The sequence below is a fragment of the Paucimonas lemoignei genome (assembly GCF_004342585.1).
GTDB lineage: Bacteria > Pseudomonadota > Gammaproteobacteria > Burkholderiales > Burkholderiaceae_D > Paucimonas > Paucimonas lemoignei.
This window is the reverse complement of record NZ_SLZQ01000001.1, coordinates 720,511-741,522: the sequence shown is the minus strand read 5'-3', so window position 1 is coordinate 741,522 and position 21,012 is coordinate 720,511. Positions and strand designations below refer to the sequence as shown.

General features: G+C 55.1%; 19 protein-coding genes. 13 read left to right on the top strand and 6 right to left on the bottom strand.

The window, feature by feature from the left end:
- Positions 1–153: 153 nt before the first annotated feature.
- Both EDC30_RS03190 and EDC30_RS03185 read left to right on the top strand, forming a co-directional pair.
- The gene (locus tag EDC30_RS03190; protein ID WP_132257174.1) at positions 154–564 is read left to right on the top strand and encodes a hypothetical protein; all 411 of its coding nucleotides are present in this window, start codon (positions 154–156) and stop codon (positions 562–564) included.
- A gap of 727 nt (positions 565–1,291) precedes the next feature.
- Positions 1,292–1,891, top strand: a complete 600-nt coding sequence (locus EDC30_RS03185; protein WP_132257173.1) for an AP2 domain-containing protein — start codon at positions 1,292–1,294, stop codon at positions 1,889–1,891.
- Between the two features lie 265 nt (positions 1,892–2,156).
- Here EDC30_RS03185 and EDC30_RS03180 read toward each other — a convergent pair whose 3' ends face one another.
- The gene (locus EDC30_RS03180; RefSeq protein WP_132257171.1) at positions 2,157–2,336 is read right to left on the bottom strand and encodes a hypothetical protein; all 180 of its coding nucleotides are present in this window, start codon (positions 2,334–2,336) and stop codon (positions 2,157–2,159) included.
- 806 nt (positions 2,337–3,142) lie between these two features.
- Between EDC30_RS03180 and EDC30_RS03175 the strand changes: the two genes are divergently transcribed.
- From EDC30_RS03175 to EDC30_RS03155, 5 genes are all read left to right on the top strand, one after another.
- Complete coding sequence (locus tag EDC30_RS03175) at positions 3,143–4,579, top strand: tyrosinase family protein (RefSeq protein WP_207907195.1); 1,437 nt, start codon at positions 3,143–3,145, stop codon at positions 4,577–4,579.
- 98 nt (positions 4,580–4,677) lie between these two features.
- Complete coding sequence (gene frmR / locus EDC30_RS03170) at positions 4,678–4,953, top strand: formaldehyde-responsive transcriptional repressor FrmR (RefSeq protein ID WP_132257168.1); 276 nt, start codon at positions 4,678–4,680, stop codon at positions 4,951–4,953.
- 66 nt (positions 4,954–5,019) lie between these two features.
- Positions 5,020–6,129 (top strand): S-(hydroxymethyl)glutathione dehydrogenase/class III alcohol dehydrogenase, encoded by a 1,110-nt coding sequence (locus EDC30_RS03165; RefSeq protein WP_132257166.1) that lies wholly within the window; start codon positions 5,020–5,022, stop codon positions 6,127–6,129.
- A 16-nt stretch (positions 6,130–6,145) separates the two neighbouring features.
- Positions 6,146–6,976: an S-formylglutathione hydrolase gene (fghA, locus tag EDC30_RS03160; protein WP_132257164.1), complete on the top strand. Its 831-nt coding sequence runs from the start codon at positions 6,146–6,148 to the stop codon at positions 6,974–6,976.
- A gap of 269 nt (positions 6,977–7,245) precedes the next feature.
- Positions 7,246–8,757 carry a tyrosinase family protein gene (locus EDC30_RS03155; protein ID WP_132257162.1) on the top strand — a complete coding sequence of 504 codons (1,512 nt, stop codon included), beginning with the start codon at positions 7,246–7,248 and terminating at the stop codon, positions 8,755–8,757.
- 516 nt (positions 8,758–9,273) lie between these two features.
- Here EDC30_RS03155 and EDC30_RS03150 read toward each other — a convergent pair.
- Together EDC30_RS03150 and EDC30_RS03145 are read right to left on the bottom strand one after the other, a co-directional pair.
- Positions 9,274–10,125 (bottom strand): helix-turn-helix transcriptional regulator, encoded by an 852-nt coding sequence (locus EDC30_RS03150; protein ID WP_132257160.1) that lies wholly within the window; start codon positions 10,123–10,125, stop codon positions 9,274–9,276.
- Between the two features lie 15 nt (positions 10,126–10,140).
- The gene (locus EDC30_RS03145; protein WP_165973707.1) at positions 10,141–10,983 is read right to left on the bottom strand and encodes a HEAT repeat domain-containing protein; all 843 of its coding nucleotides are present in this window, start codon (positions 10,981–10,983) and stop codon (positions 10,141–10,143) included.
- Here EDC30_RS03145 and EDC30_RS19405 point away from each other — a divergent pair.
- Positions 10,982–11,251 carry a hypothetical protein gene (locus EDC30_RS19405; RefSeq protein ID WP_165973706.1) on the top strand — a complete coding sequence of 90 codons (270 nt, stop codon included), beginning with the start codon at positions 10,982–10,984 and terminating at the stop codon, positions 11,249–11,251. The two genes, EDC30_RS03145 and EDC30_RS19405, sit on opposite strands and share 2 nt — an antisense overlap.
- An 83-nt stretch (positions 11,252–11,334) precedes the next feature.
- Here the strand turns inward: EDC30_RS19405 and nhaR are convergent, their stop codons facing one another.
- Complete coding sequence (nhaR, locus tag EDC30_RS03140) at positions 11,335–12,231, bottom strand: transcriptional activator NhaR (RefSeq protein WP_132257157.1); 897 nt, start codon at positions 12,229–12,231, stop codon at positions 11,335–11,337.
- A 105-nt stretch (positions 12,232–12,336) separates the two neighbouring features.
- Here nhaR and EDC30_RS03135 point away from each other — a divergent pair, with 105 nt between their 5' ends.
- Positions 12,337–13,104 (top strand): TerC family protein, encoded by a 768-nt coding sequence (locus tag EDC30_RS03135; RefSeq protein WP_132257155.1) that lies wholly within the window; start codon positions 12,337–12,339, stop codon positions 13,102–13,104.
- Positions 13,105–13,544: 440 nt separating this feature from the next.
- Here the strand turns inward: EDC30_RS03135 and galE are convergent, their stop codons facing one another.
- Complete coding sequence (galE, locus tag EDC30_RS03130) at positions 13,545–14,570, bottom strand: UDP-glucose 4-epimerase GalE (RefSeq protein ID WP_132257153.1); 1,026 nt, start codon at positions 14,568–14,570, stop codon at positions 13,545–13,547.
- Between the two features lie 173 nt (positions 14,571–14,743).
- Here galE and EDC30_RS03125 point away from each other — a divergent pair, with 173 nt between their 5' ends.
- Positions 14,744–17,410 carry a sensor domain-containing protein gene (locus tag EDC30_RS03125; protein ID WP_132257151.1) on the top strand — a complete coding sequence of 889 codons (2,667 nt, stop codon included), beginning with the start codon at positions 14,744–14,746 and terminating at the stop codon, positions 17,408–17,410.
- Between the two features lie 94 nt (positions 17,411–17,504).
- On the top strand, positions 17,505–18,761 hold the full coding sequence (locus tag EDC30_RS03120) for a DUF445 domain-containing protein (RefSeq protein ID WP_243656626.1): 1,257 nt from the start codon (positions 17,505–17,507) through the stop codon (positions 18,759–18,761).
- Positions 18,762–18,935: 174 nt separating this feature from the next.
- Here EDC30_RS03120 and EDC30_RS03115 read toward each other — a convergent pair whose 3' ends face one another.
- Entirely contained in the window at positions 18,936–19,115 is a 180-nt protein-coding gene (locus tag EDC30_RS03115; protein WP_132257148.1) for a hypothetical protein, read from the bottom strand.
- A gap of 91 nt (positions 19,116–19,206) precedes the next feature.
- On the opposite strand from EDC30_RS03115, the gene pstC reads away from it, so the two are divergent.
- Both pstC and pstA read left to right on the top strand, forming a co-directional pair.
- On the top strand, positions 19,207–20,136 hold the full coding sequence (pstC, locus tag EDC30_RS03110; RefSeq protein ID WP_243656634.1) for a phosphate ABC transporter permease subunit PstC: 930 nt from the start codon (positions 19,207–19,209) through the stop codon (positions 20,134–20,136).
- Between the two features lie 2 nt (positions 20,137–20,138).
- Positions 20,139–21,011, top strand: coding sequence for a phosphate ABC transporter permease PstA (gene pstA / locus EDC30_RS03105; RefSeq protein WP_132257145.1), 873 nt, complete (start codon positions 20,139–20,141; stop codon positions 21,009–21,011).
- The last annotated feature ends 1 nt before the right edge of the window (position 21,012 follow it).

The following is a 21,012-nucleotide window of genomic DNA, read 5'->3' as shown; positions in this document are numbered from 1 at the left end:
CGGCGCCATAGCCATTTGGGCCAGGTAAGTCCCGAGGCGTTTGAACGCGCCTCAGCGTGAGGTCGGAATTTGTCTACTGAACCGGGGGTAGTCCATATCAATGGCATACTGAGTCAGGCAATTGTCAACCGGATGGCTTATAACCGAGTATTTATGCATACTCCGCGCGACAATTTCAGAACCTTACTGGAAGGGCGAAAGAAATATCCGCTCCTGATGAAAAAGGTAAAGCGTTATGACGTCAATGGTGTCCCAGTAGGAAGCGTCGATCCCGTTAGCGGTCGTCTCCGTGACCCTTATGTGATGGTGGAGCAACCAACAGCTGAACATGACTTTTCCAAGATGCCTGACTTACAATCGCAATATATGATTAACAAGCAGCACGATATCGCCAAAGCGATCAAAGAGCTTCGCACATCAGTAAAAGGCTTTCTAGTAGAGATGCCGCTTGATTGGGGTAAGGCAGAAAATAAGACGCCTACTCCACCACTGGGGATGTCTCAACTAATTGCAGAAAATCCTGCGGATACAAACGCAAATCGTCCATCCACGATACCTAGTTGATGTGTAAGTAAGCGACTTCGATGAACAATCGACGCAGTATTGATTTCTCCTACTACTTTAGGAAATTGAATTGGAAAATGAACTAGTTTTTCGGTTACTGGGTCTGGCGTTGATGATTGCAACATTGTTAAGTGCAATCGGAACAATTTTCTTGTTGTATCAAAAATTCAAGGGGCATTTTGGTAGAACCACGAAATCTGTTTTTTTCTGGTGGCACATAGAAGTTGTTTCGTTGATTCTTATTCTGATTCTGATTTACAGGTACCTATTTCTACCAGTAACAGACAGGTATTCTCAAGGCATGCTGACTTACATGATGACTATCTGGTTTCTTCCTGCGATAGCATGCGGTGTAATTTGCATTTTCCTGAAGCCCCCGGTAAGTCACTCTCGCTAGTAGCCAGGAAATCGGAAAAACTCAGCGATTATTGGGCGCTTATCGTAAAAGAGAGCGTTGTCATAACCATGCATGCCATAGATATGGTCAAAAAGTCGACCTCCCAAGTGAATCCACAATGAAGCCTCGGTTGCCAGCTACGGATCAGGTCCAAAATACGATAGTCAGCTGTAATTTGCTACTTAATGAAGCAATTACCAAATTGGGCTTGAAAACGATGCAGCTTTGGCGATCAGGCTAGGTGTGACACCGCCGATCATATGCAAATTGAGAAAGGGAGATTTGGCGTTTGGCCCGTCTTTGATTCTTCGGCTGCATGAAGAAACTGGTATGTCCATCCGCGATATTAAGCATTACCTTAGACTGCCATCACTGCCGCTCCTGACAAAAGACAATAACGATACCTCAAGCCTGCCAGCTTTGGATGAGTTCTATGGGATTGGACGCCAGGAAGTTAGCCGTAATGTGAAATATGCACAATGGCGGGTGACCCTGCAAAGGCAAGGAGAGGGATTTCGCAAATCCTTCCGGGACGATGTATACGGCGACAAGGATAAATCGCTTGAAGCAGCCAAAGCGTATCGGGACCAAATCGTCAAAAACCATCTGCCCATGGCAAAGCGAGACTGGGTGCAAATTGTCAAGGCTAGCACCAATGCGTCGGGCATACCAGGCGTAATACGCGTCGATAGAGAAATTAGAAATAACAACAATAAGCCGGTTAGGAGGCTAGCCTGGATGGCCTACTGTCGTACTGAATCAGGCAAAAACAAACAACGATTGTTCTCTATTCGCAAATATGGTGAGCAACGAGCCTTTGAGTTGGCGCTCGAGGCACGCGAGGCATTCGTAAAGGAAGTCAAAGGTTATGTACTGCCGTTAAAGCAGAAAAAGCACGTGGCTAGTGCAGTCAATGTTGACTTCATTTAGGTACAAAAATAGAACCATGACTTAGGTACAAAACGATATTTCAATCTTATAATATGTAGCTTGATTTCAAAGGGTTTTTTGTTTCATCGAGGAATCCCTCCCTCTCCGCCAAAGATGTAGCAAACAAGCGCCTTTAGGGGCGCTTGTTTGTTTTCACGGTATATTTTCTGCCATTCAAAAATTGATTGGGCATTATCCCGCCGGGTTGAAATCGATTTTTACTCGGGTCTGGATTTTCCTTCTCCAGCCTCACTGCATGAACGCGCTACAAAACAAATTGATAGGTGCTGAGGCAGGAGGTGCTTCCTGAAGAATAACTGCAGCCCGGCCTCACGGCATTCTTGTCCATTTCCCCGTAGCCCAGGCTGGCGATCTGGGTAGTGAAGCCGGCGTTATCGGAGATGGCGTCCATCTGGCAGCTGCCCATCCAGGGAATTGCAGTCACTGCGCCCTTGGCTTCGACATCCGATGCGAGATTGCCCCATTACTTCAGCTGGTCAATGCTCTGTTCTCCACCATGCAAGACCACCAGCAGGGCGCGCTTGCCGTGTGCCGGGGAGGTGGATGGCGTATGGATCCAGGTGGGATGCGTGGACAAAGTCGCGGGCTGCGTATTCCGGCTGCCGGCCATGCTGCAGAGGCAGTCATGGCGCTTGCACCTGGCATCAGGGTCAAGCCGATTTAGCGATGCGGGAGTGCAGCGCCGAGGGATTCTCCTTTTGCATGCACAGATCTCCGTCTTCTTGTGATGCCGTAGGGGAGCCATCGCTCCACTTCTTGTGTCAGTTGACACATTCAGTTGTCACGCCTGATGGTTCAGTTAACCGAATGTTGTTGACATGATAATTATCATGGTAATAGTGGCCAATGATTATTGGCTTTGATTCTAAGCAAACGAATTTTTATCTTGGTTGGGAACTTTTACATCGATCATCGAAATGCAAAGTCTGTATGTGCGGGCTCTGTGCTGTTCCATGGGAGATGGCATGCATTTGTGCTTTCGCTTCAAGGCAATTTTCAAAAAAGAAAAATATGACTGAACGCAAAGCGTTCGCATATTTTCCAGTGCATAAATCTATCCCCCTTTATCCTCGTCGCTTGGCGTCGTAACAGCAATACTGTTACGACATTTCTTGCATCCATACATTCAGTCAGCGCGTACTTAATGTCCCGGGAGTCAACATGAAATTTAACCAGCTAAGTCGAAGAGCATTCATCAAAGGGTCGGCATCACTGTTAGCCTTGTCCACGATGCCAGTCAAATTCTCGTTTGCCCAGACGACCATTCGCGTCCGCCCCGAGTGGCAACAATTCCGTAACAGCGCGAACTATGCATCCTTCATCGATGCGATTCGCCTGATGCGCGCCAATACGAATGCAAGCTCTCCGTCCAGCTGGCAATACTGGGTCAACGTCCATGTGAACTATTGCCCGCATGGCGCCCCTTATTTCCTTGCCTGGCATCGCGGCTACCTGTACTACTTCGAGCAGCAACTGCGTATCGTTTCAGGCAATAACAACCTGGTGCTGCCGTATTGGGATTACTACCGGAATCCGCGCATACCTGCGGAATTCACCGACCCGGCGAGAGGTAATCCCTTGTATGTCGCGCGAGTCAATACCAATGTCTATAACGCCCTTACGCTTACGCCATTCGGATCAAACGTATGGAATTTCCAGCGCGGCACGGCCAATGCCTTCGAGACCTTCCTGGAAGATGCTCCCCATAACCCCGTGCATAACATCATCGGCGGCGTCATGCAGACCATGCAGTCGCCGCAGGACCCGATCTTCTATCTGCATCATGCGAATATCGACCGCCTGTGGCATGCCTGGGCTCTGCCTGACGGCAAGGGCATTCCCTGGACATCGTCGCCGTACTGGTCGGGCAATTTCACCTATGCGCCAAACCTGACGCTGCCGCGTTCACAGTGCTACCACCCGAACTGGGTCGGCACCGATTATGCGGATAATTCGCCTCCTACTTCATTGCCGCCTCAGGCAATGCTGAAGGGCGAGGTGATTCGCGTGCAATCACAGCAAGCCCGTGGCGTTGCACGCCCGCCCGTAGGTGCATTTAAATCCACGGCACCGAAAGGCCTCGGCGCCGGACGTCGTTCGATCGGCGGCGCAAGCGATGTCGGCCTGTCGGAAAGCTCGGTCAGCGTGCGTGTGCCGGTCCAAAAACAGGACAGCGACGCGTTGCAAACCATCGTCGCGCACGCTCGCGGAAACCGCGCGGCGCCAGCGGCGGCTCCGGAGACATACAAGTCTGTCGATATCACGCTCGATAATGTGAATCTCCTGCCGCCGGGGCGGCTGGGCGGCTTTTACTACAAGGTTTATTTGAATTTGCCGGCAGGTGGCGCCACGTCCTCTTCCGAAGCCTATTATCTTGGCACCCTGGGTGCTTTTGAAATCGATGCGGCATCGCATCGCGGCGGCGGACACCATGGAGGCGGCACAGTCCAGTTAAGCTTCCCCGCGACTGAACGTCTGGTCAGCATCATGACCAATGACATCAGGGAAGTGACCGTTTCGCTGGTACGCGTCAACGGCGACAATTCGCCGCGCGGCAGGGTGGTCACCATCGGTGAATTGCGCGTGGAACTGTCGACGCAAGAACCTTTTGACTTGACGCCGCCGGCGCCAGCGCCAGCCGACAGCCCTTATCGCTCATCGAATTAAGATAATCCGGGACAGCCTCGCGCCAGCGAGGCTTTTTTGTATTGAGAAACAAGGCAAGATGAAATATACTGTACCCCAGTATACTAAATAGACTAGCCATGCCGCATTCACCTCAGGAAAAAAAGCGCGTGCTTGCACGCGTGCGCCGTATCCGCGGCCAAACCGATGCACTGGAACGCGCCCTGAACGAAGGAGTCGAATGTGCTGCGGTGCTGCAGCAGATCGCCGCCATCCGCGGCGCCGTCAACGGCCTGATGTCGGAAGTGATGGAAGCCCATATCCGCGAAGAGTTCAGTCAGGCTGCGGATTCGCCGAACGTGCGTGAGCGGCAGGTGAATGAAATGGTCTTGCTGGTGCGCTCATATCTCAAGTAATGCTGACTGCCGCTGTTCGCTGCGGCAGTTGTTTTCTCATCCCTACAGTTCATTCCGGAGAATTTCATGAAGTCACGTGCTGCCGTAGCCTTCGAGCCAGGCAAACCATTGCAAGTCGTTGAGATCGATGTCGCCCCCCCGAGAAAAGGCGAAGTGCTGATCAAGATCACGCATACCGGCGTTTGTCACACGGATGCCTTCACCCTGTCCGGCGACGATCCGGAAGGCGTGTTTCCCGCAGTGCTGGGGCACGAAGGCGGCGGCATCGTGGTGGAAGTGGGCGAGGGCGTCACCAGCGTCAAGCCGGGCGACCACGTGATTCCGCTTTACACGGCCGAGTGCGGCCAGTGCAAATTCTGCAAATCCGGCAAAACCAATCTTTGCTCGTCGGTGCGTGCGACACAGGGTAAAGGCCTGATGCCAGATGGAACAACGCGCTTTTCCTATAACGGCCAGCCGATCTACCACTACATGGGCACCAGCACCTTCAGCGAATACACAGTGGTGGCTGAAGTGTCGGTGGCAAAAATCAATCCTGCCGCACCGCTTGAAAAAGTCTGCCTGTTCGGCTGCGGCGTGACGACCGGCATCGGCGCGGTCCACAATACCGCCAAGGTCAAGGAAGGCGATACGGTTGCGGTATTTGGCCTCGGCGGGATCGGCCTGGCCGTTATCCAGGGCGCCGCGCAGGCCAAGGCCGGGCGCATCATCGGCATCGACCTGAATCCGGGCAAGTTCGAGCTGGCGCGCAAGATGGGCGCAACCGATACGGTCAATCCGAAAGACCATGATAAGCCGATCCAGGAAGTCATCGTCGAGATGACCGATGGCGGCGTGGATTTCAGCTTCGAATGCATCGGCAATGTCAACGTCATGCGCGCCGCGCTCGAATGCTGCCACAAGGGCTGGGGCGAAAGCGTGATCATCGGCGTGGCCGGCGCCGGTCAGGAAATCTGCACGAGGCCGTTCCAGCTTGTGACGGGCCGCGTCTGGCGCGGCAGCGCGTTTGGAGGCGTGAAGGGACGCAGCCAGTTGCCTGGCATGGTCGAGCAGTCCATGCGCGGCGAAATCGACCTCGATCCGTATATCACGCATAACCTGCCGCTGGAACGCATCAATGAAGCGTTCGATCTTATGCACGAAGGGAAGTCCATTCGCACGGTGATCCATTATTAAATCCGGGAGCACGCACATGGAAAGAGTGGAACACCGCGCCTGTTTCGGCGGCTGGCAGGACGTCTACAGGCATGAGTCATCGACACTGAACTGCACCATGCAGTTTGCCGTATACCTGCCGCCGCAAGCGGCAAGTGAAAAACTGCCGGTCCTGTACTGGCTCTCGGGACTGACGTGCACCGAACAGAATTTCATCACCAAGGCCGGCGCCCAGCGTTATGCCGCCGAGCACGGTGTCGTGCTGGTCGCCCCGGATACCAGCCCGCGCGGCCCGGATGTGTCCGATGCCGACGCCTATGATCTTGGCTGCGGCGCCGGATTTTATGTCAATGCCACCCGCGCGCCGTGGGAGCGGCATTACCGCATGTACGATTATGTGACACGCGAGTTGCCGGCTCTCGTGGAAGAGCACTTTCCCGTCACTGAGGTGCGCGCCATCAGCGGCCATTCCATGGGAGGCCATGGCGCGCTGGTCGCCGCGCTGAGCAATCCGGGTCGCTATCGCAGCGTGTCGGCATTCTCGCCGATCGTCGCGCCGTCCCAGGTGCCATGGGGAGAAAAGGCTTTTACCGCCTACCTCGGCGAGAACCGCGAGGCCTGGCGTGCATTTGATTCTGTCGAACTGATGAAAACGGCGCAGGAACGCTTGCCGCTGCTGATCGACCAGGGCGATGCCGATGAATTTCTCGACTCGCAGCTCAAGCCGCAACTTCTTCAGGCGACGGCCGAAGCAGTGCAGCATCCGCTGACGCTGCGCATGCAGCCCGGCTATGACCATAGTTACTACTTCATTGCCAGCTTCATCGGCGAGCACGTCGCATACCATGCCCGTGCGCTCAAGGCCTGAAATAAATCAGCATTAGTGAAGTGTCATCACGGCGTGTAACAACAATGATGCACTTCACTTCTTCCTGAAATCTTTGCTTACATTACTCCTGAATTCCTGCGGGAGCAGTCTGACTCAACTCAAAGCGCGAGCACCAGTATCCAACATACTCGGATTCATACGCATGGCCTTATACGGGCATGGCAGACAGGCGGCGAATACATCAACGTGTCCTGTTCGCTTTCGTTACAAGCTGTTTCCAGAGCTGTTTACCGTTTCAGGAGTAATTCATGACCGTTCATCGCTTTAGCCGCCGGGCCTTCCTGCAGGGCTCGGTATCTGCCTTGGCGCTTTCATCGCTTCCCAGCCTGCCGGCATTCGCCCAGAATGCTGTCAGGGTTCGTCCGGAGTGGCAGGAATTCAGGGGCACGTCGGCATATGCCTCATTCATTGACGCCATTCGGACGATGCGTGCGAATACGAATGCCAGCAGCAGGGCGAGTCTGCAGTACTGGGCCGATGCACATGGCGCCTTTGGCCTGCATTCGGCACCGCATTTTCTCGGATGGCATCGCGCCTTCCTGTACGCTTTCGAGCAGCAGTTGCGCATCGTATCCGGCAATAACAGTTTGGTGGTGCCATACTGGGATTACTACCGCAATCCGCAGATACCGGCAGAGTTCACCGATCCGGCAACCGGCAATCCGCTGTATATGCCGCGCATGAACACCAATGTGTTCAACGCCTTGTCGCTGGCGCCATTCGCATCGAACATACGGAACTTCCAGCGCGGCACCAGCAATGCATTCGAACCGCTGCTCGAGGATGCTCCACATAATCCGGTGCACAACATCATCGGCGGCATCATGGGCTCCGTCGCGCAGGCGCCGCAGGATATATTGTTCTTCCTCCATCATGCGAATATCGACCGCCTGTGGCATGCCTGGGCCATGCCGGACGGTAAAGGCATTCCCTGGACATCGTCGCCGTACTGGTCCGGCAGCTATCGCGTTACCTCCGACTGGGCGGTGCCGAGAGCGCAGTGCTATCACCCGAACTGGTTGGGAAGCGATTATTCGAGCACGGCGTTGCCGACTGCATTGCCGGCGCAGGCAATGACGAAGGGCAGAGTCATTCGTGTGCAGGCGCAGGCGGGCAGGCGGCGCGGCCGTCCTCCGATCGGCGACTTTGCCACGACGGGGCCGCGGGCGATCGATGCCGGCCGCCGTTCGCTCGGCGGAGCGCGGGATATCGGCTTATCGGAAAACTCGGTCAGCGTGCAAGTGCCGCTCAGAGGAGCGGAAACCGATACCGTACAAACGATTGCGATCAGAGCGCGGGGGAAAAAAGCAGGCAAGCCGTTTCCAAGCACTGGTTATAAGTCGATCAGTATCGTGCTGGACGATATCAAGGTACTCCCGGCAGGCAAGGCAGGCGGATATTTCTACAAGGTGTATCTGAATCTGCCGGAAAATGGAGATTCCTCCGATACGGAATCCAGGCATCTTCTTGGCACTGTCGGCGCCTTTGAAGTCGGGGCTGCGACTCATCATGCTCACCATGGAGGGCAATCCGGAAGCGGCGCGCCACAACTGGTGTTCCCGGCAACCGAGGCGCTCGCCAATATTTCGGCAGACGAATATAAAAACCTGACGGTCTCGCTGGTGCGGGTAAGCGGCGACAATGCGCCGAAAGGCCGCGCCATTTCAGTCGGCGAAGTACGGGTAGAGGCTTCGACGGATGAGCCATACGACACGACGCCGAATGCACCTGCTCCGGCAGGCAGTCCATACAAGCGTTGAATCAAGATTGATTGGCTCGCTGTAGGCCGGTTTCCAAAGGCTCCGCAAGGAGCCTTTGTGCATTGTGACGTCCCTTTCCAGTCACTCCGGTGCCATATGCATCGACAAGAAATCCAAGTGCTTTTACCTTGCCGGCAAAAATAAAAAACCTCGCGTGGGCGAGGTTTTGATTTTGAACTTGGCAATACCAGAGACGATTCGCGGAACCCAGTTCTATCGGTGAAAAGTGGCGCCGACTCTATTGAATCATCTCGGGTATTACCAAGCGATTTTGGTGTTTGTTGGAACTACTGTAGCATAGCCAATAAATTTCTGTGTGGAAATTCCACGGGTTGTGCCTTGTCCGCAACACAAACCTTCTATCCCCAAGCTGGCGCAAAAGATGCACTGCGAAAAGCTCACCAATCTTACCCACATTTATCGTGGACAAATCTGTGGATAAGTGTGGGCGGTTGACGCTAAGTCACTGTTTTTACGTTTCTATTTATTGCTGATAAAAAATATGTCAACGGCGTGTCAGGCCTGATTTTTCGGTGGCTTGACGAGCCCGAGCTCATGAGCTTTTGCGACGGCATTCACGCGGCTGCGTACATCCAGCTTCGAGAAGATCTGATCGATGTGATACTTCACGTTCAATTCCGTGAGATTCAGAATTTTCGCGATTTCCCAATTGGTTTTTCCTTCGTGCATCCAGTAGAGAATTTCGCTCTGCCGCTCGCTCAGCGGCTTACCGGTCTTGCCGACATAGGCCTGATATTCCTGCACATTGGCGATGGCGCGCGCGAGGGCGAGGTGCAAGTGCGGCGTCAGGATCTTAAGTAAAAATGCCTGTTCCGGACCGACACTGCCAGCGAGGCGAGAAAAAATGAAATAGCTCGATTGCGAACCGGTCAGGTCCACGACGCCATGGCCGAGGATGTTGCGCATCTTGTACTTGTTAAACAGTTGCACCCATTCCGCCGGAAACTGGTCGTCGTCACGGCCGCTCTGAAAATACACCGGTTCCTGCCGCTCGCGCCATTTCTGAATGAGGGGACTATTGACCCTGCCTTCGGCATTGAGCATTTCACTGTAATACTCATAACACTCGAACGGGCAGTTGAACTGTAAAAATTTGCGGACGAAATTTCCTTGGGGGCTGATGCCGCCAATGCCGCACACCAGCATTTCATGCGGAAGGACATCGCGCAGCGTACCGTTGACGAGATGAGTCAATTCGACTTCATTCTGGACGTCGGCGCTTTCCAGAATTACAGCAAGAATGCGCTTGTCGAGGTCGCCGCTGAAAATCGGCGAGTTGCAACTTGACACCTCTTGCTGGCAATCGTCTTCCATGCATTTTTCCGAAGCAGTTCGTGTCGTCGGCATATTTACTCCCCTGATTTAAAGACCGGCCTGCGTACGTGCCTGCATGTAGCGGGCATACTCGTCCTTACTCAAAGAAAAACGTTCCAATACCTGCAAAGCGCTGCCTTTGACTGCTTTGCTTTCATTGGCATTATTCACGATGCCCATCAGCGCCGATTTCAGCGCATCGCTGCGCGCGCCCGACTGGGCGACGGCAAAAACGGCTGCCTGGCGCACTTCCGGCGCCGGGTCGGTCAATGCCTGCGCGAGTCGTCCCTGATTGGCGCCGGTTTTATCCCATTGCCCGAGTTGCAGCACGCTTTGACTGCGTACGGCCGGATCGGCATGCTGCGTCAGATTCCCCAGTTGCGCGAGGATGGCCTCGGCTTCGGCAGGATCGGTGGCACTCGGGCGGAGCGCGGCAATCGCCTGCGCCAGCAGTTCCGGCGATTGTTCGGTGGACAGGGCCTGCTTCAGCAGATTGCGCATTTCCGGCGTGTCCGGTCCCATTTGCTGGAGCATCGCATAGCCTTCCTTGCGCTGGTTCGGGTCGCTGCTATGTGCCATGCGGGCGAAAAATGCCATCGCCTCGGGCTTCTGCACGGTAGCCAGGACCGACTTGATCAGTTCGCGCGCTTCCGGATCGCGCTCGCTCTCGAAACGCTGGATCAGCGTCCGCAAATAGGCTGAGTCGGATTGCGCCCGTTCGCGCATCTTTTGTTCCTCATTGCCGGATGGCGCGGCGACGCGTTGCGCATCTAAAGCCGACGGTTGAGAGGTTCCTGCATGCTGTGTGCTGCGTGCATTCCATAATTCCGCAACCTGGTTGCCATTGGTTGCGGCGGCAGAGACGGTTTGCGTGGCCGGAGTTGCAGCCATGTCGCCGGAAGCCGCCGTGGGCAGCATTTGCCATGCCACGAAAACGCCAAGTGCAAAGCTAATGCCGCTACAAGCAAACAATACTGGCACAGAAATTTTCATGGCAATCATCTTCCTTGAGCAGACAAGTTTTCCCTTCCGGTCTGCACGCTGTGGTCAAGCGGAGTGCCGGTTACGATCGGAATCAAATGAGAAAAAGGCGACCGGGCTAATCGCTGCGGTCAGCAACGTCCAGCATGAATGTCTCCTGATTAATTTTTATATTTGATAATTGTGCGATAGATACTACTGCAATTCACCGGCAATGCAAATAGTCCATTTCCTACAAGAATCTGGGTGGTCATTGGCGATTTATTCTCCATGAATCGCCGCGATGATCGCCTCCACTGCCGGATGCTTGATTTTTCTTTCATTGGAAATGGCGTAAAACTGCTCGTGTACATTCTGCAGCGAGCCGACCGGTGCGGCATCGAATTGCGCCGCCACATCGGTAGCCAAGGCGGATGGCGCTGGGAAAAGCCCCATGCCGCTACGGCCGAATGTATTCAGCAAGGCATTGTCATCGAATTCACCCACGATATCCGGGCGCAGGTTCTGGGTTTCGAACCAGTGGTCGATACGCCCGCGGATCGCATTGTTACGTGTCGGCAAAAGAAGCGGCGCGCCATTCAGGCTATCCGGAAATCCCGGACGGTATTTTTCCGCAAGGTTGGCTACGCCGAACAGCATGATGTCGCTTTCGCCCAGCAGGTGGCTGAATACCCGCAGGGTCGTGCCGGATTGCACCGGGCGGTCAGCCAGCACGACATCGAGCTTGTGCACGGAAAGGTCACCCAGCAGGGTTTCGAAACGGTCTTCGTAGCAAACTAGCTTGATTTTTTCGGGCAACCGTAAAGCTGCCTGCAAAACACGGGAAGCAATCAGCTTAGGCAGGGAGTCGGACAAGCCAACGGTCAGGCGCATGGTGCGGCCGATTTCAGAATCGCTCAGCGCTTCCTGAAGTTGTTCGCCAAGTAAAAAGATCTGGTCCGCATACCGCAATGCCAGGCGTCCGGCTTCGGTGAGGACAAGGCGCCGCCCCTGCGGAGCAAACAAGGATTTGCCGAGGGATTGTTCCAGCAAACCCAGTTGAGTACTGATTGTCTGAATTGCCAATCCGAGGCGTTCTGCTGCCTGTGTAATGCTGCCTTCCTTGGCGACCACCCAGAAGAAATAGAGGTGGCGATAATTCAATCCGGTGGTTTTCATTGATTTATTCGGTTTTTTCGAAGCAAGAATTCTATTATCTTCGCTTTTACATGAAATTCAAGTAGATTACGATTGCGCCTTTCCTAAAAAATATTTACTAACACAATGATCGAATTATTAGCGGACCCACAAGTATGGATCGCATTTGCCACATTAACGGCGCTGGAACTCGTACTCGGCATCGATAACATTATTTTTATTTCCATCCTGGTGGACAAGTTGCCGCTGGAGAAACGCGAATTCGCTCGCAAGCTCGGCTTGTTCATCGCCATGTTTATGCGAATCGGCCTGCTGTTGATTCTGTCATGGATTGTAGGGCTCACCGCGCCGCTCTTAACCATCTTCGGGCAAGAGATTTCCGGCCGCGACCTGGTTCTGATTGCGGGTGGCTTGTTCCTGCTGTGGAAGAGCGTGGGTGAAATCCATCAGTCACTGGAAGGAGAAGAGGGAGTTGCTTCACAGGCGGTGAAAGCGACGATGACTGCCGTGATTTTGCAGATCATGGTGGTGGACCTCGTGTTCTCCCTCGATTCGATCATTACTGCCGTGGGCATGGTCGACCAGGTTGAAGTCATGATTGCTGCGGTGATCGTGTCCGTTGGCCTGATGATGCTGTTTGCCGGGCCGATCGGACGATTCGTCTCGGCGCATCCGACAATCAAGATGCTGGCGCTGTCTTTCCTGGTCGTGGTGGCGGTCGTGCTGATCGCGGAAGGATTCGATCATCATATTCCAAAAGGATATATCTACAGCGCGATGGCCTTTTCAGTGGTGGTCGAGATGCTGAATATTCGCCTGCGCAAACGTTCGGCTAACCCGGTGCATTTGCATCCTTCTTATACAAGTGAAAATGTCCCGGATAAACAAGCTTGATATTGTAAAAAGCGTATGAAAATCATCGGGTTGTTTGCAAAAAAACGGTTGGCAGAACCAGTATTGGTGGACGAAAATATCGTTCGGCAGAAATGACTCGGCGCACGGCCATTCGCGTAGTGCGCCGTCTGCGGTGATGGAAGTCGAATAGGTATTCGCTGTTTGGCAAGATTGCTGGCACTGGCTAGATACAAGCCAGTGCCAATTCTGGATTTATTTATGACAAAACTTACGGTTCTGCTGGTCTTGGTCGGCAGCCTGCTATCTGCATGTGCAACGCGCGAAGCCGCTCCGCTTATTCCTCATGGCGGCGCGGCAAAACCGGGGCAAGAAGGTTATTGCCCACCCACCCAAGCGATCAAGGGACTTTGCTGAGCTATTGATTGCACGGGAAATGAGTCAATTCACTGGCGTTACGGCACGCCGGCTTTGCTTTGCCCTTATTTGCCGAATCCTTGGGGATTCATGCTTTGCCAGCGCCAATTATCGGCGCACATTTCTTCCAAACCTTTCTTCGCCTGCCACCCGAGGACTTCGCGGGCCATGACAGGGTTTGCATAGCACACCGCGATATCGCCCGGGCGCCGGCCGACAATGTCGTACGGCACAGGACGACCGCTGGCGGCTTCGAACGCACGCACAATTTCCAGCACGCTATATCCTTGCCCGGTGCCAAGGTTGACGGTAAATCCCTGGTTTGCGGCAAAAAGGCGATCCAGCGCCGCGACATGACCGCGCGCCAGGTCGACGACATGGATATAGTCCCGTACGCCGGTGCCGTCCGGGGTCGGATAATCCCCGCCGAACACTGACAGGCGCGGGCGCCGTCCCACCGCGACCTGGGCAACGAAAGGCATCAGGTTGTTCGGGATTCCCGCCGGATCCTCACCGATCAAACCGCTCGGGTGCGCGCCTACCGGGTTGAAGTAGCGCAGCACGCCGACGGCCCACGAGGAATCGCTCTGCGACAGGTCCCCCAGGATTTGCTCCACCATGAGCTTGGTGCGGCCATATGGATTGGTGACCGAAAGACGGGCCGTCTCTGCAATGGGCACGCTCTCCGGGTCGCCATAGACGGTGGCGGAAGAGCTGAAGACAAACTTGCGCACGCCGGCCTGCTGCATGGCTTGCAGCAGGGTGAGGCTGCCGTTGACGTTGTTATCGAAGTAGGCAAGCGGTATCTGCACCGATTCACCAACTGCCTTTAATCCGGCGAAATGCACGACCGCATCGATCTGGTACTGCGTAAAAATCGCGTCCAATGCTGCCCGGTCGCGCACATCGGCGCAATGAAAGGGAAAGGATGTGCCGGTAATTTGCTCGATGCGCTCCAGCGATGCCCGCGAGCTGTTGGCAAGATTATCGAGCCCGATGACAGCATGGCCGGCTTCGAGCAATTCTACGCAAGTATGGGAGCCGATGTAGCCGGTGGCACCGGTGACGAGGATGGTTTTCTTTGCAGTCATGTTTAGTAGTGGATAGCTGTGCGCTACGTGTCTATATAAGAATGAACGGCGATTGTCAAAGTTTAGACGAAAAGCAACAGGGGATCTTAGTAAAAATAAAACAAAGCCATTCTCATAGGAGCTTTTTGCCTTCTCATTAACAATTTTCGAAAGGCAAGAGATAGAATCCAAGCATGGCTTCTACTCAGAATCTTTCCCTGCCAGCAGAAACGCTCGCCAATGACGATCGCTATGAGATGCTGGTGCAACTGTCACCGGACGCCTTGTATCTATTGCAAGATGGCAAGCTGGTATACGTCAACAACGCCGGCGTGCGTCTGCTGAAGGCCCAGTCAGTGGAAGAACTGCTTGGCATGCCGATGGCAGACATGCTGCACCCCGATTATCTGGCCAAATCCGAGGCGCGGGTAGCCAAGATGCTGAGCACATGGAAGCAGGCGCCTTCCATCGAACAGAAGTATATGCAGCGGGATGGCACCGCGATCGATGTCGAAGTTCGCTCTGCGCCTTTCATGTATCTTGGCAAGCCTGCGATCCAGGTGCTGGCACGCGATATCACGGCGCGCAAGGCAGCCGAGCAGGCGCTGCATCTGAGCGAAGAACGGCATCGCCAGGCGGCATTGGAAGCGACGCGCGCAAAAGACTCTCTGCACCACGAGAAAATTATCCTGGAAATGATCGCGCTCGATGAGCCGCTCAAGGATATTCTGCGTGAAGTCTGTCTCGGGATTGAATGGATCGTCGGGCAAATCTGCTGTTCGATTTCCCTGCTTGATGCCGGAGGCAATCATATCCAGGTCGTCGCCGCGCCTTCGCTGCCGGAAGCTTACGTCAAGGTGATGAATGGCATGGCGATCGGACCGCAGGCGGCTTGCTCAGGCGCCGCGATTTTCCTGAATCAGCCGATCATCACCTCCGACATAGCAAGCGATCCGCGATGGGAAGAGTTTCGTGGCGATGCGCTGGCGCATGGCTTACGCGCCTGCTGGTCGGTGCCGATCAGGGCGGCGTCCGGCGCGGTGCTGGGAGCGCTGGATGCGTATTTCTATGAGCCGCAGGCCCCCGGACGAGAAGAGCTGAATTTCGTCAGCAATATTACCCACCTCGTCGGTGTCGCGATTCAAAAAGACCGTGTCGAACGCAGCTTGCAGGAAAGCGAAGAGCGCTATCGTTCGGTGGTGAACTGCCTGGCCGAAGGCATCATGGTGCAGTCGCGCGATGGCACCATAGTCGCCTGCAACCCGAGCGCCGAGCGCATCCTGCGGTTGCCGTCAGGGAGCGTGATCGGTAACAAGCTCCTCGGCGTGCGCCGCATGTTCACCGAGGATGGCAACGAGATTTCGCAGGAAGACTTGCCCAGCCGCGTGGCCTTGCGGCGCGGAGAGGCGATTCTGAATTTGACCATGGGCGTGGAAACCGCCGAAGGTGCCACGGTCTGGGTATCGCAGAACGTTTTGCCGATCAGGCAGGCCGGCGAACAGGAAGTCAGTTCGGTGCTGATTTCCTTTACCGACGTTACCGCCGTCAAGGAAGCGCAGCAGCGCCTCAAGTTCCTGGCGACGCACGATACGCTGACGGGTTTGCCCAATCGCGCGTTCCTGGTCGAGCGCCTGGGGCATGCCCTGTCGCTGGCGCAGCGGCAGAACCACCGGATCGCCCTGATGTTCCTGGATCTTGACCGCTTCAAGCATGTCAACGACACGATCGGCCATGAAGCCGGCGACCAGTTGCTGCAAACCGTCACGTCAAGACTGTCGGCATGTATCCGCGAGACGGATACGCTGGCTCGCCTGGGCGGTGATGAATTCGTGGTGCTGGCTGAAGGGTTTGATGATCCCGAATATCTCACCAGCTTGGCCGAACGCATTTTGAGCGCCATATCGGAACCTTTCCGCTTGCGCGGTTATGAATATTATCTGGGGGTGTCGATCGGCATCAGCGTGCATCCGGACGATGGCGACGATGGCATGACCCTGTTGCGATGTGCAGATTCCGCCATGTATGCGGCCAAGGAAAGCGGGCGCAATAATTATCAGTTCTATACGCAGGAAATGAACGCGCGCAGCCAGCGCCGGTATCACCTGGAAAAGAATTTGCGGCATGCATTAAGCACCGGCCAATTCGTAGTGCATTACCAGCCCAAGATCAACTTGCAAGACGGGAAGATTGTTGGCGCCGAAGGCTTGTTGCGCTGGAATCATCCGGACCTTGGTTTGGTATCTCCCGAGGATTTCATTCCGATCGCCGAAGAGACCGGCCTGATTGTGCCGATCGGCCGCTGGGTACTCGAACAGGCATGCCGGCAGGCTGCGACATGGCGACGCGATTTTGCACCTGACTTGCGAATTTCCGTGAATCTTTCTCCGCGCCAATTCCAGGATGACCAACTGGTTGAGGTCATCGGTGATTTAATCCGGGAAACAGGCCTGCCTGCTCATGCGCTGGAACTGGAAATTACCGAAAGCCTGTTGATCGGCGATACGGACAAGCTCAAGCCGATGTTCGATGCTCTCACGGCACTCGGCGTGGTGTTTTCCCTGGATGATTTTGGCACAGGTTACTCCTCGCTTTCTTACCTCCAGCGTTTTCCGATTTCCAATCTGAAGATTGATCGTTCCTTTATCAACGGTATTCCATCCAACCGGGATTCCGTTGCCTTGACCCAAACCATCATTGCCATGGCTAACGCGCTTACACTGACGGTAACAGCTGAAGGTGTCGAGGATGAGCAGCAAATGCGTTTCTTGCAAGAAGCGGGTTGTTGCGAAATGCAAGGTAACTATTATAGCAAGCCGGTTGCGGCCGAAGACTTCGCGCGCTTGCTGGCGGCAGGCCGGTAAAGGTTCAGCCGGCAAGCCTCGCACGCTTCAGCACTGATTGCAGCATCGGGCGGTTTGTTGATCGCCCATTTCATTGCAGAGAGCGTCATCCCCCATGAACATGGATCCCGTTTCTATCCTTGAGCAGGAACAGTTTGCTCAGTTGGCGAAAGTGCGCCGTTTCGCCACCGGCTTGTTGATTCTAATGGCGGTGATTTATATCATTGCCAAGCGATACGAGGTGGCATATCCCTGGATTTCCTTGGTGCGGGCGTTTGCCGAAGCTGCCATGGTCGGCGCGCTGGCGGACTGGTTTGCCGTGACGGCGCTGTTCAAGCATCCGCTCGGCTTGCCAATCCCGCATACCGCCATCATCAGGAAAAACAAGGACCGCATCGGCGCCAGCATCGCCAACTTCCTCGAACATAACTTCATGACGCGCGATGTGATCAGTGACGAATTGCGTGACGTGAATTTCGCTGCCGCGATGACCGTGTGGCTGGAGCATCCCGATAACAGCCGTCACCTGGCGCGTCATCTTGCCGGCGCCATTCCAGCCCTGTTGCGCATGGTCGAGGATGAGGACATCGGCCAGTTCATTCAACAGCGTGCCACGGCCGCACTGAAAGAAGTCCAGTTCGCGCCGCTCCTGGGCGAATTGCTAGCAATCCTGAGGGCAGGGGGGCAGCACCAGCGCGTGTTCGATCATGTCATCGAACTGGCGGCGGATGCGCTCGACCATAATCGTCCGTACATCCGGCAAAAGATCCATGACGCCTCGCCACGCTGGCTGCCGCGTTCGATCGATGAAAAATTCTTCGAGCGCCTTCTGGAAGAGTTGAACAATATTCTTGACGAGATGCGCGACGAGGACAGCGAATGGCGCGGGCGCTTTGAAATTGCCACGCTAGACCTGATCGACAAGTTGAAGACTTCGCCGGAATACGAAGAAAATCTGGCCCGCATGGTCAGGCAGACCCTGGAACAGAAAGAATTCCGCGCCTACCTGATCCAGCTATGGCACGACATCAAGGAAAGATTGATGCGCGATGCAGGCGAAGAGGATTCCAAGGCCGTGCTGCGCCTGGAGCAGGCATTGACTGCATTTGCACGTGCGCTGGAGCAGAATCAGGCCGTCACTGAGAAACTGAACCGCTGGATCAGGACCTTTGCAACCGAAACGATTGTGCAGCGGCGCGGGGAAATTGCCGAGCTGGTGAAGCGGGTGATCAATAAGTGGGATGCCGACACGATTTCACGAAAAGTAGAAGTCCATGTGGGCAAGGATCTGCAATATATCCGCATTAACGGCACGGTGGTGGGGGGCTTGGTCGGCCTGTTTTTGCATCTTGCCGCAATGGTGCTTGGCTAGTAATCGGAGTTTCTTGCAACGTAATTGCTGCCGGCCTGCCATTCTGCCGAAGTGCCTGCAGCGGGAAATATGGCCCTGGATGCCATGCCAGCGCGGAAAAAATGCCGAAGTCGACATATGACAGAAAGATGACAAGTCTTTGCTGGCTTGTCATCTTGCCGTTTCCGGTAATTTTCATGTCATGAAGTCGTCATATTTGCCATTTAGAGTACCTCCTGTCAAAGAACAATCTTCTTTCAGGTGTACTCCATGCGACTCGCTTCCTATACCAAATCCCTGGCAGTAATTGCTTTCGGCAAGGCCGTCGGGTAAATCCATGCCGGCCGAATCGCAGTCAGCAAGCAGGCTGATCATGAACGATCCTTCCTCTTTCAGCATGGCAGCGTCCAAGCCATCCATTCCTGCTCAGCGTTCCGGCATCGGCAGCGCCGCGCTAGCCGGTGTCATGCGACGGCAGCGCTGGCAGGATTTCCTGTTTCATAAAATTACCATGGGCTTTGCCCTGCTGGTGCTGCTGGTGCTGGCCGGGAATATTGTCTCGCTGGTGATCGGCTCCTTGCCTGCGTTTCGCGAATTCGGCTTGAAATTCATTACCACCGTCGAATGGGATCCGGTCAATGACCAGTACGGCGCGTTGATCGCCATCGCCGGTACGCTGGCCACCTCTATCATCGCGCTGTTGATCGCCTTTCCTTTGAGTTTCGGCATCGCGCTCTTCCTGACAGAGATTTGTCCGGCATGGCTGAAGCGCCCGCTCGGGACCGCAGTCGAATTGCTTGCCGGCGTGCCCAGCATCATTTACGGCATGTGGGGCTTGTTCGTATTCGCCCCTCTGTTTGCCGAATATGCCCAGCCTTTTCTGAAACACACGCTCGGACAATTGCCGGTAGTCGGCGTGCTGTTTTCGGGGCCGATGATGGGCATGGGCATCCTGACTGCCGGACTCATCCTTGCGGTCATGATCATTCCCTTCATTTCCTCGGTGATGCGCGACGTGTTTGAAGTCGTACCCACCATGCTGAAGGAATCGGCATATGGACTCGGTTGCACCAAGTGGGAAGTGGTGCGCAAGATCGTCCTGCCTTATACGAAAAACGGCGTGGTCGGCGGCGTCATGCTGGGCCTGGGACGCGCGCTGGGCGAAACCATGGCCGTCACTTTCGTCATCGGCAATGCCCACAAGCTGTCGTGGTCGCTCTTCTCGCCGGGGAACAGCATCGCGTCGACCCTGGCCAATGAGTTCGCGGAAGCATCCTCCGAGCTACATATTTCATCGCTGTTTGCGCTGGCCCTGATCCTGTTTGCGATTACGTTCATCGTGTTATCGGCGGCAAAACTGATGTTGCTGGGCATGGCGCGCAAGGAAGGAGCTTGAGCATGAGCAGCACATTCAATTCGCGCATAGGCAATCCAGTCTATCGCAAGCGCCTGCTGATGCATCGCGTTGGCATCGCGCTGTCGTTCATGGCGATGCTGATTGGACTGGCATTTCTGATATGGATCCTCGGGACCTTGCTGGTCAAGGGGATCGGCGGCATCAGCGTCGACCTGTTCACGCAGACGACGCCTTCGCCGGATAGCGATGGCGGCGGCCTGATGAATGCGATAGTCGGCAGCCTCCTGATGGTGGGTGCATCCACCCTGATCAGCACGCCGGTCGGCATCCTCGCCGGCATCTATTTGGCCGAGTACGGCGAGGAAAGCTGGTTTGCCCAGGTCACGCGCTTCGTTACCGACATCATGCTGTCGGCGCCGTCGATCGTCATCGGCCTGTTCGTGTATGCGGTGTATGTCGCCAACGTCAAGCACTTCTCCGGCTGGGCCGGCACCTTCGCGATTTCGCTGATTGCCATTCCGGTGGTGGTGCGCACGACGGACAACATGCTCAAGCTGGTTCCCAACAGCCTGCGCGAAGCGGCGTTTGCTTTGGGTGCGCCGCGCTGGAAGGTGGCGATGATGGTGCGCCTGCGCGCGGTCAAGGCTGGGGTGGTAACGGGCGTGCTGCTGGCGGTGGCCCGCATTTCCGGCGAAACCGCGCCGCTGCTCTTTACCGCACTGAACAATCAATTCTTCAACGCCGACATGAACAAGCCAATGGCCAATCTGCCGGTGGTGATTTACCAGTTCGCCATGAGCCCGTATGAGAACTGGCGTTCCCTGGCTTGGGGCGGCGCCTTGCTGGTGACCTTCAGCGTGCTGGCCCTGAATATTCTCGCGCGCACGGTGTTCAGCCAAAAAACGCAACGATAAG

Bases quoted from the DNA above. Each gene is read 5' to 3' on its own strand.
- EDC30_RS03190 (WP_132257174.1), top strand. From the start codon at position 154: ATGCATACTCCGCGCGACAATTTCAGAACCTTACTGGAAGGGCGAAAG.
- EDC30_RS03185 (WP_132257173.1), top strand. From the start codon at position 1,292: ATGTCCATCCGCGATATTAAGCATTACCTTAGACTGCCATCACTGCCG.
- EDC30_RS03175 (WP_207907195.1), top strand. From the start codon at position 3,143: ATGCCAGTCAAATTCTCGTTTGCCCAGACGACCATTCGCGTCCGCCCC.
- frmR (WP_132257168.1), top strand. From the start codon at position 4,678: ATGCCGCATTCACCTCAGGAAAAAAAGCGCGTGCTTGCACGCGTGCGC.
- EDC30_RS03165 (WP_132257166.1), top strand. From the start codon at position 5,020: ATGAAGTCACGTGCTGCCGTAGCCTTCGAGCCAGGCAAACCATTGCAA.
- fghA (WP_132257164.1), top strand. From the start codon at position 6,146: ATGGAAAGAGTGGAACACCGCGCCTGTTTCGGCGGCTGGCAGGACGTC.
- EDC30_RS03155 (WP_132257162.1), top strand. From the start codon at position 7,246: ATGACCGTTCATCGCTTTAGCCGCCGGGCCTTCCTGCAGGGCTCGGTA.
- EDC30_RS03150 (WP_132257160.1), bottom strand. From the start codon at position 10,125: ATGCCGACGACACGAACTGCTTCGGAAAAATGCATGGAAGACGATTGC.
- EDC30_RS19405 (WP_165973706.1), top strand. From the start codon at position 10,982: ATGTCGCCGGAAGCCGCCGTGGGCAGCATTTGCCATGCCACGAAAACG.
- EDC30_RS03145 (WP_165973707.1), bottom strand. From the start codon at position 10,983: ATGGCTGCAACTCCGGCCACGCAAACCGTCTCTGCCGCCGCAACCAAT.
- nhaR (WP_132257157.1), bottom strand. From the start codon at position 12,231: ATGAAAACCACCGGATTGAATTATCGCCACCTCTATTTCTTCTGGGTG.
- EDC30_RS03135 (WP_132257155.1), top strand. From the start codon at position 12,337: ATGATCGAATTATTAGCGGACCCACAAGTATGGATCGCATTTGCCACA.
- galE (WP_132257153.1), bottom strand. From the start codon at position 14,570: ATGACTGCAAAGAAAACCATCCTCGTCACCGGTGCCACCGGCTACATC.
- EDC30_RS03125 (WP_132257151.1), top strand. From the start codon at position 14,744: ATGGCTTCTACTCAGAATCTTTCCCTGCCAGCAGAAACGCTCGCCAAT.
- EDC30_RS03120 (WP_243656626.1), top strand. From the start codon at position 17,505: ATGAACATGGATCCCGTTTCTATCCTTGAGCAGGAACAGTTTGCTCAG.
- EDC30_RS03115 (WP_132257148.1), bottom strand. From the start codon at position 19,115: ATGATCAGCCTGCTTGCTGACTGCGATTCGGCCGGCATGGATTTACCC.
- pstC (WP_243656634.1), top strand. From the start codon at position 19,207: ATGCGACGGCAGCGCTGGCAGGATTTCCTGTTTCATAAAATTACCATG.
- pstA (WP_132257145.1), top strand. From the start codon at position 20,139: ATGAGCAGCACATTCAATTCGCGCATAGGCAATCCAGTCTATCGCAAG.